The organism is Nitratireductor aquimarinus (assembly GCF_017255295.1).
In the GTDB taxonomy this organism is placed as follows: domain Bacteria; phylum Pseudomonadota; class Alphaproteobacteria; order Rhizobiales; family Rhizobiaceae; genus Nitratireductor; species Nitratireductor aquimarinus.
The window spans coordinates 1-14,570 of the sequence record NZ_JAFKDE010000004.1 but is presented as its reverse complement, the minus strand read 5'-3'; the positions used below and the strand labels follow the sequence as shown (position 1 = coordinate 14,570).

At 55.6% G+C, this 14,570-nt stretch carries 9 protein-coding genes and 4 pseudogenes; 9 read left to right on the top strand and 4 right to left on the bottom strand.

Annotated features, from left to right (window positions below):
* Window positions 1-58: 58 nt before the first annotated feature.
* From JYP46_RS07450 to JYP46_RS07430, 5 genes are all read left to right on the top strand, one after another.
* On the top strand, window positions 59-1,828 hold the full coding sequence (locus tag JYP46_RS07450) for a type I secretion system permease/ATPase (RefSeq protein WP_206547745.1): 1,770 nt from the start codon (window positions 59-61) through the stop codon (window positions 1,826-1,828).
* The gene (locus JYP46_RS07445; protein ID WP_206547744.1) at window positions 1,825-4,356 is read left to right on the top strand and encodes a cadherin-like domain-containing protein; all 2,532 of its coding nucleotides are present in this window, start codon (window positions 1,825-1,827) and stop codon (window positions 4,354-4,356) included. The genes JYP46_RS07450 and JYP46_RS07445 overlap by 4 nt, the downstream gene beginning before the upstream one ends.
* 14 nt (window positions 4,357-4,370) lie before the next feature.
* Entirely contained in the window at window positions 4,371-5,699 is a 1,329-nt protein-coding gene (locus JYP46_RS07440; protein ID WP_206547743.1) for an HlyD family type I secretion periplasmic adaptor subunit, read from the top strand.
* Between the two features lie 158 nt (window positions 5,700-5,857).
* Window positions 5,858-7,258 carry a sensor histidine kinase gene (locus JYP46_RS07435; protein ID WP_206547742.1) on the top strand — a complete coding sequence of 467 codons (1,401 nt, stop codon included), beginning with the start codon at window positions 5,858-5,860 and terminating at the stop codon, window positions 7,256-7,258.
* Between the two features lie 499 nt (window positions 7,259-7,757).
* Window positions 7,758-8,438 carry a response regulator gene (locus JYP46_RS07430; protein WP_206547741.1) on the top strand — a complete coding sequence of 227 codons (681 nt, stop codon included), beginning with the start codon at window positions 7,758-7,760 and terminating at the stop codon, window positions 8,436-8,438.
* A 235-nt stretch (window positions 8,439-8,673) separates the two neighbouring features.
* Here JYP46_RS07430 and JYP46_RS07425 read toward each other — a convergent pair.
* Window positions 8,674-9,024 (bottom strand): annotated as a pseudogene (locus JYP46_RS07425) (integrase core domain-containing protein); the annotation flags it as partial.
* Between the two features lie 137 nt (window positions 9,025-9,161).
* Here JYP46_RS07425 and JYP46_RS07420 point away from each other — a divergent pair.
* Window positions 9,162-10,424 carry an IS110 family RNA-guided transposase gene (locus JYP46_RS07420; RefSeq protein ID WP_206547740.1) on the top strand — a complete coding sequence of 421 codons (1,263 nt, stop codon included), beginning with the start codon at window positions 9,162-9,164 and terminating at the stop codon, window positions 10,422-10,424.
* 202 nt (window positions 10,425-10,626) lie between these two features.
* Here the strand turns inward: JYP46_RS07420 and JYP46_RS07415 are convergent.
* Together JYP46_RS07415 and JYP46_RS07410 are read right to left on the bottom strand one after the other, a co-directional pair.
* Window positions 10,627-10,809, bottom strand: a pseudogene (locus tag JYP46_RS07415) (DDE-type integrase/transposase/recombinase); the annotation flags it as partial.
* Between the two features lie 72 nt (window positions 10,810-10,881).
* A pseudogene (locus JYP46_RS07410) lies at window positions 10,882-11,196 on the bottom strand (transposase); the annotation flags it as partial.
* 140 nt (window positions 11,197-11,336) lie between these two features.
* On the opposite strand from JYP46_RS07410, the pseudogene JYP46_RS07405 reads away from it, so the two are divergent.
* Window positions 11,337-11,573: pseudogene (locus JYP46_RS07405) on the top strand (transposase); the annotation flags it as partial.
* Window positions 11,574-12,521: 948 nt separating this feature from the next.
* On the opposite strand, the gene JYP46_RS07400 reads toward JYP46_RS07405, so the two are convergent.
* Window positions 12,522-13,478, bottom strand: a complete 957-nt coding sequence (locus JYP46_RS07400; RefSeq protein WP_206547738.1) for a hypothetical protein — start codon at window positions 13,476-13,478, stop codon at window positions 12,522-12,524.
* A gap of 327 nt (window positions 13,479-13,805) precedes the next feature.
* On the opposite strand from JYP46_RS07400, the gene JYP46_RS07395 reads away from it, so the two are divergent.
* Both JYP46_RS07395 and JYP46_RS07390 read left to right on the top strand, forming a co-directional pair.
* Window positions 13,806-14,081: a transposase gene (locus JYP46_RS07395; RefSeq protein ID WP_007120588.1), complete on the top strand. Its 276-nt coding sequence runs from the start codon at window positions 13,806-13,808 to the stop codon at window positions 14,079-14,081.
* Window positions 14,078-14,570 (top strand): IS3 family transposase (locus JYP46_RS07390; protein WP_206547737.1); only part of this gene is annotated, 493 nt, incomplete at its 3' end. The genes JYP46_RS07395 and JYP46_RS07390, both read left to right, overlap by 4 nt.

Sequence of the window (14,570 nt, the reverse complement as noted above, 5' to 3'; positions counted from 1 at the left end):
CCGGGGCAGCATTCCTTGCCCCGGACGCAAACATATGGGCACTGCGGGGGAAGCAGCCATGCGATCCAGAGATTCGATGAGCTCCACCAGGCGTAAGACTGCCGAGCAACTGACCAAGGGCTTCAGAAGCATCTTCCTGTACTTGTTCGGGTTGTCGGGGATTATAAACATTCTTGCGCTCACCGGAGCGTTCTACATGCTGCAGATCTATGATCGCGCCCTGACCAGCGGCAGCATTCCCACCCTATTGGCCATCTCGGCACTCGCCATCGGGCTCTACTTCTTCCAGGGCCTGTTCGACGTGATACGCTCGCAGATACTGGTGCGCATCGGCGCACGCCTTGATCGCAAGGTAGCTCCAATTGCCCATCAGGTCGCAGTTGACATGCCGCGTTTCGGGTTCTCGACGGCCGAGGCGCTTGAGCGTGGCCGGGACGTCGACACGGTACGCGGTTTTCTGGGTAGCCAGGGGCCGATGGCACTGTTCGATCTGCCATGGATGCCGCTGTTTCTGATTTTCGTCTATAGCCTCCATCCTTGGTTGGGCGCGCTAACGGCGGGTGGGGCATTTGTGCTGACGGTGCTAACCATCGTCACTGAGTTGATGACCCGCAGGCTGAGTAGCGCCACCAATCAGGCCGTGATCGCCCGCAACGCTATTGCCGATTCCAACGCCCGTAACGCTGAGATTCTCAAGGCGATGGGTTTTGCCGGGCGTGCAGTGGCGCGCTTTGGCCGCGCCAATGAAGATCATCTCGAACTGCAGACTCGCACAAACGATATCAATGGTACATTCGGCGCAATCTCGCGCGTCCTGCGTATGATCCTGCAGTCGGCGGTTCTTGGCCTTGGCGCGTTCTTGACTATCAAGGGCGAGATTTCTGCGGGTGCAATCATCGCAGCCTCGGTTGCCTCGGCCAGGGCGTTGGCCCCCATTGATCTCGCTATCGGCAACTGGAAGAGCGTGGTGTCCGCCCGCACTGCCTTTGCCCGGCTCAAGGAAACCGCGATGGCGCTAGCGGACAGTGACAAACCTTTGGAACTGCCGGCTCCGAAAGCCTCGCTAAAGGTGGAAAACATCACCGTCGCTGCGCCCGGATCGGGACGCGTTCTGCTGAGCGAAGTCGCATTCGAACTGAAGGCCGGCCAAGCGCTCGGGATCGTTGGTCCAAGTGGTGGCGGAAAGACCACACTGGTGCGTGCGCTCACCAGCGTCTGGCCGGTGCTACGCGGCAGCGTGCGCCTGGACGACGCGGAGCTGACGCAGTGGGATGACGAGGCATTGGGAAAATTCTTCGGTTATCTGCCTCAGGAAGTGGCTTTGCTCGACGCTACCATCGATGAGAACATCTCCCGCCTGGAGGAAGTTCCTGATGCGCGCGCAATCGTTGAGGCCTCCAATGCGGCGGGGGTGCATGAAATGATCGTGCGTATGCCGGATGGCTACCGCACCGAACTAGGGCCGCTCGGTGTCTCGCTTTCAGGCGGCCAGCGCCAGCGCATTGGTCTCGCGCGCGCACTCTATGGCAACCCTTTTCTGGTCGTCCTCGACGAACCGAATTCGAACTTGGACGGAGAAGGGGAGGCCGCTCTCACTGCGGCTATAGAAGGGGTCAAGAACCGCGGTGGTATTGTCGTGGTGATCGCCCATCGTCCCAGCGCGTTGGCGGCCGTGGATCTCGTGGCCGTCATCCAGAACGGCAAGATGACGGCTTTTGGGCCCAAGGACGAGATAATCGGGAAGACGGTGCGTCGCGATGAGACCGCTGCCGAAAACCAGCAACATAAGGCGACGGGCGCACGCCTGTCCGCGCGGGTGACGACATGATCGATGTCAAGGGTAGTAAAACTCAGGCGCGGGAAACGGATCCCGCCCAGCACTATGTTCTCAAGAACACCGAGAAGAAATCAAAAACGCCATACGTGTTCGGATTGTTTCTGACCAGTATAGCGCTTTATCTTAAAACGATCTTTCCTGGTTTCGTTGAAACCAAGACGGAAAAGCCTGGCGAGGAAAAAAAGCCGGCAGGAAAAGCCGAGCCCGCAATGGCGCAGTCCAAGGGAGCGGAACCTGCGCTCGATCACAAACCTACAGGAAGTGTGGCGGCAGCAGACGGTCTTGTCGGGTCTGACAGCAGCAGTCTCCGGCCGGTGCAGCCGATCGACTTCATGTCGATCGAAACGCCAAGTTTTGAATTCGCGCCGTCTGAAGTCGAAAATTTCCTCAGCGGTTTCATGCCGCTTTCTCTCCGCGACCGGGCCGCCAATGACAATTTGGGTGACGGCAATTGGACTTCAGTCGACGGTCCGCGCCACGTTGGTTTCGATTCGGGCGTTTCCGGCCCGATCAGCCATGATGACACGGATCCAGCTGACTCGATTGACGGCAGCCTGGATGATCCTGCCTCAGGTGATATTGGTTCAGATAACGATGAACCTCCAGCGCCGTGCAACTCAAGCTGCGAAGAAAACAGCCCCACGGAACCCTGCGGCGAGGAACAAGCCCCCGCAGCAAACCGTGCCCCACGGGTCTCGGGGCCCGTCTATCTGAGGGATGTATCAAGCTGTGCAGTATTGGCGATCGGGCTGGCGGAATTTTTGCGGTACGCAACTGATCCTGATGGCGACAAGCTGACGATCAGCGCATTGACGGTCTCGTCGGGAAGCCTGACCCGGTCGGGGGACGTCTGGATCTATGAGAGTGCGCAGCAGTTCGTGGGTCCCGTCACGATCAGCTACAAGATCTCTGATGGCGAATTCAATATCGCTCAAACGGCACACTTTTCGGTTGTCAGGGTCCCCATTCAGGGGGGGCAAACCGATGATATGCTTCTGGGGACGATGTGCGCCGACGATATTCATGGTGGTAACGGTCACGACAATATCGATGGACGTGCCGGAAATGATGTCATTTCGGGCGGTGGAGGTAACGATCACATCGTTGGAGGAGCGGGTGATGACACCATCATCGGTGGTGAGGGAAACGACATAATCTTCGGCGGTGCGGGAGACGACCACATATCTGGCGGTGACGGTGATGACAGCCTTTTTGGAGAACAGGGCAACGATATCGTTTTCGGAGACTCCGGGGACGACAGGTTGAGTGGTGGCGAAGGTGACGATTTGCTGTCGGGTGGCCAGGGAGACGATACCATTCTTGACGGAGACGGTGGCGACACCGTTCTAGCGGGAGCGGGTGATGATCTGGTAGTTGCTGCCCTCGACAGCGACGACGATGTTTATGATGGCGGAGAGGGCGACGACACGCTCGATTATTCAGCGACTTCGGAGGGGGTGATCGTCGACCTTGCTGCAGGTACGGTCTTCGGTCGCGAAACTGGCAGTGACAGTGTGACTGGCTTCGAAGTCGTCCGAGGCGGTAGCGGCGATGACGATCTGGCCGGCAGCAGCGAAGCCGAGTCCCTGTATGGCTATGAGGGCGCCGATGTTCTGGCCGATGGTGATGGCGAGGACACTCTCCATGGCGGCGCGGGCGACGATGTCATCGTGGCGGCCGCAGACGGTGACGATGACGTTTATCATGGCGGAGAGGGCGACGACACGCTCGATTACTCAGCGACTTCGGAGGGCGTGATCGTTGACCTTGCTGCAGGTACGGTCTTCGGTTCCGAAACTGGCCGTGACAGTGTGGCTGGCTTCGAAGTCGTTCGAGGCGGTAGCGGCGATGACGATCTGGCCGGCAGCAGCGAAGCCGAGACCCTGTATGGCTATGAGGGCGATGATGTTCTGGCCGATGGTGATGGCGAGGACACTCTCCATGGCGGCGTGGGTGACGATATCGTCATGGCCACCGCCGACGGTGACGACGATGTGTATGATGGCGGCGCTGGTTGCGACACGCTTGATTATTCGACAACGTCCAAAGGCGTCACTGTCAATCTCCTTACCGGGACCGCAAGTGGCATTGAGATCGGGGACGATGCGATTTCCGGTTTCGAGAACGTGGTTGGCGGTGCGGGTGACGACCACTTCATCACGGATAGTGTGCCTACCATTTTGACCGGTGGAGATGGTGAAAACATCTTCGAGTTTCATCAAAGTACGGCTGCCACATTCTCGGTCATGCATGAGATTTTGGACTTCAAGGTGGGAGACCGCATCCGCATGTCCAAGTACGATCTCTTCGAAGAGGTCCGTGACGAACTCGAGGACCAGTTTGAGGAGATCTATGGCGACAAGCGCGAGGCGAATAACGGTCCCATCAGGTTCTCCCATGACGATACAGACGACAGGCGGCGAACCTTTGTCGAAACAGACTTCGATGAAGATGACATCTACGAGATCACAGTCACTCTTCAGGGGCACCACGTTATGGTGTTCGTCGAGCACGCATGATGGGGAGCAGGAGTATGGCTAACAGAACAGAACCGGCTGGAACACCGCAACGGGACAGGGAAAAAACATTCAGGGTCGGGCCGCGCGTCATCATGGGGGTGACGCTTGGCTTTTTGCTTGTTGGCGGCGTTGGCGGATGGGCTGCCACCGCCCAGCTGACGGGCGCGGTTATCGCTCAGGGCTCTGTCGTCGTGGATCAGAACCTGAAGTCGATCCAGCATCGTGATGGTGGCATTGTCAGCGACATTGCAGTTCGCGAAGGCGATCAGGTGGCAAAAGGGCAGGTTCTGATACGACTTGAAGACGCTCAGACCAAGGCGGAACGCTCTATTGTGCGCTCGCAGTTGGTGGAACTGAAGGTGAGAAAGGCCCGATTGCTGGCGGAAAGAGATCTGCTGGCGGAAATCGAATTTCCCACCATGGCGGATCTCCTTGAGGCAGAGACAACCTCGGCCATGAATGGCGAAACCAGGCTCTTCGACGGCAACAGGGCGCATCGTGAAAGCCAGAAGCAGCAGCTTGAATTGGGAATCGAACAAATCGGCGATGAGATCAATGGCCTGGAAGCCCAACGCCGCTCCAAGGATGACGAGATTGCGCTGTTGGACATCGAGCACAGAAAGATCAAGGGCCTTGTAGAAAAGCAGCTGATCGAAGGCAATCGTCTCTACGCTTCGGACCGTGAAAAGGCACGCCTGATGGGTGAGCGAGGCGAGATCGGCGCAGCCATAGCCAGGGCCAAGACCCGTATCGGAGAGGTCAGACTACAGATCATATCCATTGACGAAACAGCCCGCACCGAAGCACAGCGCGAGCTCAGCCTCGTTGAAACCAAGTTGTCGGAACTAAATGATCGCAGGATTGCCATCGAGGATCGCCTTGCTCGAACTGACATCCGAGCACCCATCTCAGGGACCGTGAACGAGCTCAACGTGCACACGATTGGTGGGGTTATCACTCCCGCCGAGGTCCTTGTGACCATCGTGCCGGACAATGCAAGGCTGAAAGTGGAGGTAAAAATCGCACCGGTGAGTATTGATCAGGTAGTAACCGGTCAGCCGGCACGACTCCGCTTTTCCGCATTCAATCAGCGAACCACCCCCGAGTTGATTGGTGAAGTCATCCATGTCTCTCCCGCCACCAATCGCGATGCTGCCACTGGGGAAGTCCATTATCTCGGTGACATCCATGTACCGACGGCGGAGTTGGAAAAGCTCGGCGCGGAAAAATTACTCCCTGGCATGCCAGTTGAAGTTTATGTCACGACTGAGAACCGTACCGCCATATCCTATCTGGTTAAGCCTCTCACCGACCAATTCCAGCGGGCCTTTAGAGAAAGGTAAAGCCCTGCGTCAGCTTGGCATTTACAGGGAATTGCGGTTGATCTGCATACTTGGCAGCAAGCTGGACAGTGTTACGGTTCTGTGGATTGGTTGCGGGTGGCTTGATAGCAGCGGGAACCAGAGTGGTGCATAGACAGGCTGGGCTAAAGAAAACTTGTTTGCAGAGATGGCTTTCTGCCGGCCAGTTCGGTACCCGGAGGCTGAGCCTTGCAAGTCAATTCCTGATTGCTGCGACAATCGTACTTTTTTTGTCGATGGCCATCTTGGGGACATGGATCAATCGACAGATTACGCGCGGTGTGCTGGCCGCATCGGGAGAGGGGGGCGTTGCCCTCATCAACGCCTTCCTGGAACCAGCCACCCAGGGCCTTGAACCGGGTGGACACCTGTCCGCCGAAAGCATCGAAATGCTCGACCAGATCTTTGTGGATACGCCAATCGCCAAGAGCATCGTTTCGGCAAAAATATGGAGTACTGACGGACAGATACTTTACAGCAGCTTGGCGCCTGAAGTCATCGGAGAGAAGCATGTATCCAATGACGTGGCACGAGCAGCCAGAGGCGAGATAGTTTCTGAATTTGAAGACATGGTGAGTGCTGAAAGCCTGCATGAGCAGGCGCTCAGTTTTTCAATCATCGAAGTCTATGCCCCCCTGTTTAAGCAGGGGACGAGCAATGTGATCGCAGTTGGAGAAATATATGAAAATTCCACTGCCTTGGCGGAGCAGCTGCGCCTAAGCAGCATAAAAACATGGATAGTTGTTTGCCTAACCACCTTGGTTATGCTGTTTGTGCTCTACTCCATTGTCAAAAAAGGAAGCAGAAAGATCGCGGCGCAACAGGTAGAGTTGCAGCGGCGCATGTCCGTGCACCAGGAAATGGCATCGCAAAATGAGGCGCTCAGATTTGCCGCTGAGAGAGCAAGGCTGGAAGCGAATGAGGCGAATGAAGAATTGATTGGCCGAATCGGTCAGGATCTGCACGATGGACCCATTCAGCTTCTTACTCTATTGGTCCTGAGGCTGGGGACGTTCAAACTGAGGAACTCTGCCAAAGGTCGTGAAACTGTCCTGGAGATGCGTGATTTAGCGGCAAGCGTGGTTCAGGAACTCCGAACATTGTCAACGGGCCTTGTTCTTCCGGAGATCGGCGATATCTCCACCGAGGACACCATTCGCTTGGCGTCGTACCGGCATGAAAACCTGACGGGCAGCAAGGTCGAAACGGTCATAGGAATGTTGCCGGCAAGGGTCTCCACAGCCATGAAAATTTGCTTGTACCGGATTGTTCAGGAGGCGCTGAACAATTCATTCAGGCATGCTCATGGCGCAGGCCAAAGGGTGCGCGCCCATTTTATCAATGGTGTTTTAAGACTGGAGATATCCGATGCCGGCCCCGGTATCGGTTCGGAGGAGGGGCAGTCGCCTAGGATTGCGGGACTTGGTCTGCGCGGGATTCATAACCGGGTGCAGGCCTTCGGTGGACGCGTTGAAATTCGTTCAGAACCACAGGCGGGGACAACCGTATCGGTTACGTTTCCAGCGACCGCGAATTCGTGATCGTATTTGTTGTAACTCTCTTGACTTTGCGCAAATGGGGAATGCCCTCTGGATTGGTGGGCGGCTTCTTAAGACTTTAGCGACAGCATCGTCACATGCGACTATCCCGACCGAAGTTTTTATCAAAATGCCTCCGTTTCTCACAGGCTCAGCTTGAGGCTGATTTGAGAACATACCCTGGGAGTTCTGTTTCTTGGTGTCAAACGTAGTGGCCAGGGGGTATCACTGTCGGTTATGGTAAACTGGGTATACGTGATAAGGTGCTCTGTTAGCGTCAAGACGCTTCGCATCCGCCAAATGGACTAGTGGACAACAAATATCGGTTCCGCTGAAATGGCAGAGGCAACGAATGAAGATCAACAGCGCTGTTTGGGTCGAGAATTAGCAAACAGGTAATTGGTCCGGTGAAGCGAAGGGCGTTTGCTGGTGATGTTGCTTGGGTAGCTGCTGCCCCAAAAAAGTGAATAAAATTGAACTGGGCAGCCTAAGGGGGTGCTGCATGGTTAGTAGAGTTTCCGTCGCGTTCATCGACGATCATCCTGTATTGCTGAAGGGCTTAGTGGGTATGTTTGCCTCGCTTCGGCGCTTCAAGGTCGTTGAGCAAGGACAGTGCGCTCAGGATGCCGTTTCAATCTCAACCAGCGTCCATCCGGATCTATTGCTGATTGACCTCAATATGCCAGGCGATGCCTTTGGCGCGATAAGGACAATTCAAGAGGTCGCTCCTGACACCAAAGTGCTGGTGTTTACCGCATCTTCCGGAATCGATCACGCTGTCAGGGCTTTGGAGGCGGGCGCTCGTGGTTACGTGCTCAAGGGGAGCACCGATGAAGATCTGTTTGCCGCAATCGACAGTATTGTGGCCGGAGAAACATTCATCACTCCCAGCCTGGCGGCGAAGGTGATTGCGTCGCTTCGAAACCAATCGCTGGAAAGGTCCGCTCAACCACTCAAGCTCACGGTTCGCGAAGATCAGATTGTCAGGCTTCTACTGTGCGGTCGAACAAACAAGGAAATCGCCTTACAGCTCCAGATCGCGGAAAAAACCGTGAAGCACTACATGACAACGTTGATGCAGAAATTGAACGCACGCAATAGGGTTGAGGTCGTGATAGCTGCCCAAAAGCTTGATGCGTATCATGGATCGTCCAGTACCATGTCGCGTGAACTTGTGAACTAGAACCGGATGGCTTTGTCGCAACCTCGTGTTTTTTGCCAAGTGTCCTGTCGGGTCTGTTGCATTAGAGCGTTTTCCGATCATTCTGGTTCATACCCGCAGGAGCTGAAGTAATTGGCGCATTCGTCGGGCTGGAAGATGTCCACGATGTCAACGGCGGAGTATGTCCGTCGTCAGAGATTTTGGGCCAGTTGGCAGCCTGAGCTAAGAGAGGGTCTGGCGCATCTGGTTGGTTTGATTATGCGGCGGATTTGCGGTGAAGCACGCGCCGGGTTTCGATGGTCTTCCGTTTGATCCTTTCTCGTTGTTTCAAGATGGTCTGGCCGCGTCCGAAGTAGACGTCTGCCGGGGTAAGGTTCTGCAGGCTCTCGTGGTAGCGGCGATGGTTGTAGTGCTCGACAAAGGCCTCGATCTGCTGCCGAAGATCGCCCGGCAGATAGTAATTTTCCAGCAGGATGCGGTTCTTCAGGGTCTGATGCCAGCGCTCGATCTTGCCCTGGGTTTGCGGGTGATACGGCGCGCCTCGGACGTGATCCATCTTTTGATCTTCAAGCCAATCCGCCAGTTCGCCGGAGATGTAGCTCGACCCGTAGCACCTCGGGAAGAAGCGCTTGTTTGAGGTTATGGCCGCGCGCGCAGCCCCCAAATAGCGCAGCGGGTGGCCATAACCGGGTCTCAGGTCTCAACAGTGGTTTTGCACAAATCACACCGCTGAGGAGACCGGCTATGACCGCCACCGATACTACCGCCTCGACCTTGTTGGTCGCCATCGACATTTCCAAGCACCGCCATGAGGTGCTGATCGGCGCGCCTGGCAAGAAGCGCCGCCGTCGATTGACGATCACAAACACACTCGACGACTTTCGGCGCTTGGCCGCCATACTTATGGACTACGGTCTGCCTGTGAGGATCGGGTTCGAGGCGACCGGCAACTATCATCGACCGTTGGCGCATCATCTCGGCCAGGCCGGGTTCGATCTGAAGCTCGTGTCCTCTGTTGGCCTGGCTCGAACGCGTGAGGCCCTGCACAACAGCTGGGACAAGAACGATCCGAAGGACGCCCAGGTCATCCTGCGCATGCTGGAGATCGGCGCGGTGCAGTTCTTCCACGATCCGCTTGCGACCGGCGTTGCCGACATCCAGGAGTTGTCGAAGACCCATGAGATCGTCTCGCGTTCGAAGACCGAGCTCTGGCACCGCATTCTGACGCATTACCTGCCGCTCTACTTTCCCGAGGCCGAACGGTTTCATCGAAGCTCGCGAACCGACTGGTTTCTCGCCTTTCTCGAGAAGTATCCAACGCCCGGCATGATCACGGCCATGCGCAAGGAGGTCTTCGTCGCCGACGCCTGGCAGGTGGTCGGCCGCAAGGTGTCCAAAGAGCGCCTGCTCTCAGATATTTACTCAACGGCGGTTGGCTCTGTGGGCCTGCCGGTTCACCCGGATTCCGACGCCGTGCGCATGTTCCGCCTCGTGTTGGCCGAAGGCCGAAGCCTGGTTCGCCAACGCAACGAGATCGAGGCGCGGGCCGTCGAGCTTCTATCCGATCATCCCGATTACCAGCTTCTGACAACCATCCCCGGGATCGGCCCGATCAACGCCCTGACCATCCTGGCAGAGGCCGGGGATTTGCGCCGTTTTCGCCATCACCGCCAATTCCTGAAGTTCTGCGGCATGGACCTCGCCACCGTCCAGTCCGGCATGTTCCGCGGCCAGAGCCGGATCTCCAAATACGGCAATGCCCGACTCCGCCGAACCTTCTGGATGGCTGGGCAGGTTGCCGTACTCAAACGCACGAACAGCTTCCGCGACAAGTTCGAACGCTACATCGCACGAGATCGACATAACGCCCATTTGCGCCGCAAGGCCTACACCGCCATCGCGGCCAAGATGGCGCGCACCGTACACGCTGTGGTCAAGCACGGCGAACCCTATCGCCCCTTCTTCGAGGGGGTGAGCCCAGGTGGAGGCAGTTCGCTGACCTCGTAGATAATGTTCAGGTCTTCCGCTTGGAATTTGGATCTCGTCTTAAGGACGGTGAGGGCCGCAATCGTGCGTACCCTGTGTTTGCTATGGGAGAGACCGCTTCTTGACGGCGGAGACCGCTTGGGCAACCATATCAGGGCATCCGGGACACCGGATGCCCCATGACCTGCTGACCTAAGCAGCCAAAATCTTCCCGATATAGGACGTTGTCCGAGAGCAGGCGCGGCTTGTGCAGCACCGTTGCCTGATCACACCCCGATGCCTGCAATGCCAGGTCGAGGGTGTCGGTCACATCCTCGGTCTTCATCGTCGTGCAGAGCTTCCATGCGATGATATACCGGCTGTAGTCGTCGAGGATCGTTGACAGATAGAACCAGCCCCAGCCGATGTGAAGTGGTCCCGGAAAATCGGACAGTCAGCTAAGGTGTATCCCAAGCCTTTGAAGGGATACGAGCATGGCGAAGCGCCGCTGATATTTGGCGATCAGCACCGGATCGAAGGTGCCATTGCGGTCACGAGGAATGTCCAGGACAACCTTGCCGCTGTCGGTGGTAACCGTCTTCTGGCTGCGCCCGTTGCGGCGATTGGGGGGCTGGTTCTGGCCCTCAGGTGCTTCTTCTGCACGCTCTTCATCCAGATGGACGTCTATCTCAGTGCTCAGCGCACGTTCCGCTAGCGCCTTGGTCAGTTCCGCCAGGATGCCGGTCTTGCCAAACAGATCGCCAGGCGAGCGGCCTTCCATCAGCCGGTCTAGAAGGTCTTTGTCGATGCTCATACGTGGGTCTCCTCTCAGAGCAGTTACCACGTCAGGGCACAAAAATCAGGATAGTCCCGGCTACGCCCTCCCTGCGTTCCAACCCGTCGGCATTCTCATCCTGATTGACGCTGAACTCTCACGTTGTTTGTCGCTCCGCAGCAAACAGCCTGCGAAAGCACCTGCGCCAATCTCACATTGTCCCGGTCATACCGGGCCGGTCAAACCGCAAGCGCGCCATCCGGTATGACACCAGACGCTACAAGAGCCGCCATCTCATCGAAAACGCCTTCTGCCGCCTGAAGGACTTCCGACGCGTTGCAACTCGCTACGACAAACTCGCCAGGAACTTCCTGTCCGCCGTCGCCCTCGCAACACTCGTCGCATTCTGGCTATGATTGAGTCTCAGCCCTAATGGCCACAAACAATCCCGGATCGGTGAACTCCTGCCATGGAACTACGACCAGGCAGTGTGACCGGCGCACCGCTTACTTTAGATGGTTGGTGGGTTATGAAGGGGGGTAATCAGTCTTCTTGCGAATTCATTGCCTTATAAGAAATTCAGCTTCGAGAATGCTTCAACTTGTCCGCGCGATCTAGAATGTGTGCGGGGCTTCATGATTTGCTATAGGGAGTGCGCTCGATCTTTACCAATCACGGTCAGCTGCTGTTTGATTAGTTCGATGCCGCAAGGTTCGCTCCGCGCATCCAGAAGTACATATCAACCACCTTCATTATGGGGTAGTTTACTTCTTCTTTCTGTGAGCTCTGATTGACTTCAGAGCGTGCGAGATTGAAGCATTCTTGATGGATGTTACAGTACTCAATAATTTTACTGAAGTTTCTCTGTTTTAAGCCAGAGTAGGGGAGCCCCGCATCGCGTAGTCCTCTAACTAAAAAGCGGTCGTATGCCGGTATGCATCCCATAGTTCCAAGAAGGATTTTTGTTATTAAGGTGTCAGATATCCCTCCTCTAATTTCTGTTAGTAATAGAATTCTGTATGCTTCGCGAAGATTTGATATAAGACTGAATAAATGACTCTGAAGAATACAGGCGTTTTCCAAGGGTAGTCCATGAAGGCAGTCATATTGGGGTGAAAGTATAATATCAACCGCTTCTTCGTGGACTTTATAGTCTTTTTGGAGAAGTTTCGTAGAACCACGAAGCATGCCCCAGCTGGCAAGATAGAACCCAAGATGGAGGCATGCGCGATCTCTATCAATGTCTGCTCGTTGGGAAAAGAAGCGGTAGCAGTGCTCCCACGATCTGTATCTATGATTCGGTTCTCGCACATATGCGTAGTAGTTACTAACCGCTTCCCGAATGCCTTCCCCGCCCAACGCGTTCACTCTACCAGCTTCCTGAACTCACGAGTTGTCAGCAATTCGTTCTCAAAGAATGCTTTCGCCTCCTCGGGGCGATCTCTGAACCGACCTGCTAAATCCGGACTAAAAATTACTGCACCCTTGTAGAAACCCTCGCCGAATAACTTGGCTCGTTCCGGCGAGCAGGAGCTGAAAAAGCTCCTAAAAGGCTCCTGATTCGGAGCAAAATCCTGCGTAAAGATGTATTCGGTGCCATTCAGCAGCGATATCTTTATCGTTTCAAAATCAGACCAGTTTCTGAAGTCAAAAAACTGTGTCGGTGCACCCGCAGATGATAGGCTGGCTCTGTCGTAGCTGCTATTGAGCTTGCCCGTACTCGAGCGCGAACAGTAGAGTGCGTCAACATCGCGAAATTCGCCGTTATCCCGACAGGCGTTTACGTACTTGCCTCCCCATTGCCCGATGATAATGCCGTGGTCTCCATTCGGTATAACGCGTTTCGTTGCGACCGCCCACTCACCGCGCACCGCATAGAAGTCCGGGTTGAATGAATCCCGGGTGACATCAGTAAGCGGGTTCGGAAGTAAGCCGATCTCCACCGTTTTCATTGCGGGTAGATTTTTGCCGATGGCCGCCAGAGTCACTCGCATGCTGGTGAAGTCGCACGAGAAGACAATCTCATAATCGCTCCCCTCAGAAACCAGACCAATATCGCTCGCCGTTTGGTCAGTATAGGGATCTGCGGCCTCTTCGGGAAAGGCGTTCTCATTGCTCCCTTGGGTTAAGTCTATAGGAGGAAGTAACGAAGAATAGTGTTGCAGCCATTCACTTAGGATTGTCGCCTGCGTTTGGAGTTTTTGATTTAGTGCAATTTTATTGATTGTGTCGTTGGCGGAAACCGAGGTCGATGAAATGGTTGACAACAGTAGCGCTGCACTGACACTTGCTGACAGATCAAAATATCCCACGACGCCCATCCACTTCCTAATTAACTGCCATAATTATTAGATGAGCCTCGGGCGTCCGTCGAGTGTGGTCATCGGTATGATCGTCGTCGTAGGTAACCTTGCCGCCGAGTTCTGCCCAGTTTTGAGTTCGCTTCAGCGGTTTTGCGTTGCGGTGCGGGGTAGAGTGTGCCTGTCCATTTTGAATGGCTGACTGCACCGCCCCAATATTCCTGAGCGCAAGTACCTACCTTTAATTTTTGTGCGGGCTTGGCGACCCTACCCCGGCCACACTGAAGTGGTCCCGGAAAATCGGACAGTCAGCTAAGGTGTATCCCAAGCCTTTGAAGGGATACGAGCATGGCGAAGCGCCGGAACTTTACAGACCAGTTTAAGGCCAAGGTGGCGTTGGAAGCGCTGCGTGGTGACAAGACCGTGCAAGAGATCGCGGCAAAGCATCAGTTGCATCCGAACCAGGTGAGCACATGGAAGCGTCAAGCCATCGAAGGCATGGCCGATGTGTTCTCGGGCGGGAAGCAGAGTGGGCCTACCGAGGCCGAGGTGAAAGAGCTGCACGCCAAGATCGGGAGGTTGGCTGTCGAGAATGATTTTTTGTCCGAAGGGCTGAAGCGGTGAGCCCGGAGAAGAAACGCGCGATGATCAAACGGGATCACCCTGAACTGAGCATCAGCCAGCAATGCAAGCTGGTGCGGTTGTCACGATCGGCCTTCTACTACACACCGGTCGGCGTCAATCCGGACACGCTGGCGCTGATGAAAGAGATCGACCGCGTGTTCACCAAATATCCGTTCTTCGGTAGCCGCCAGATCGCAGCTTATCTGCGAAGAGAAGGAACGACCATTGGCCGTCATCGCGTCAGGCAGTTGATGGCAAAGATGGGCTTGGAGGCGATCTACAAACGGCCCAGAACCAGTCAGCCGCATCCCCAGCATCCTGTCTATCCGTACTTGCTGAGGAAGATGCAGATCGACCGCCCCAATCAAGTTGAACTGATGCGGTGGATGCCCCTTCGAGCGGCGTCGTATGATGCCATCTTCGCCGCTGCGGCACATTCGAAGGAGGACACTATGTCAGACGTGCATATTTTGGCGATCGACCTCGCCA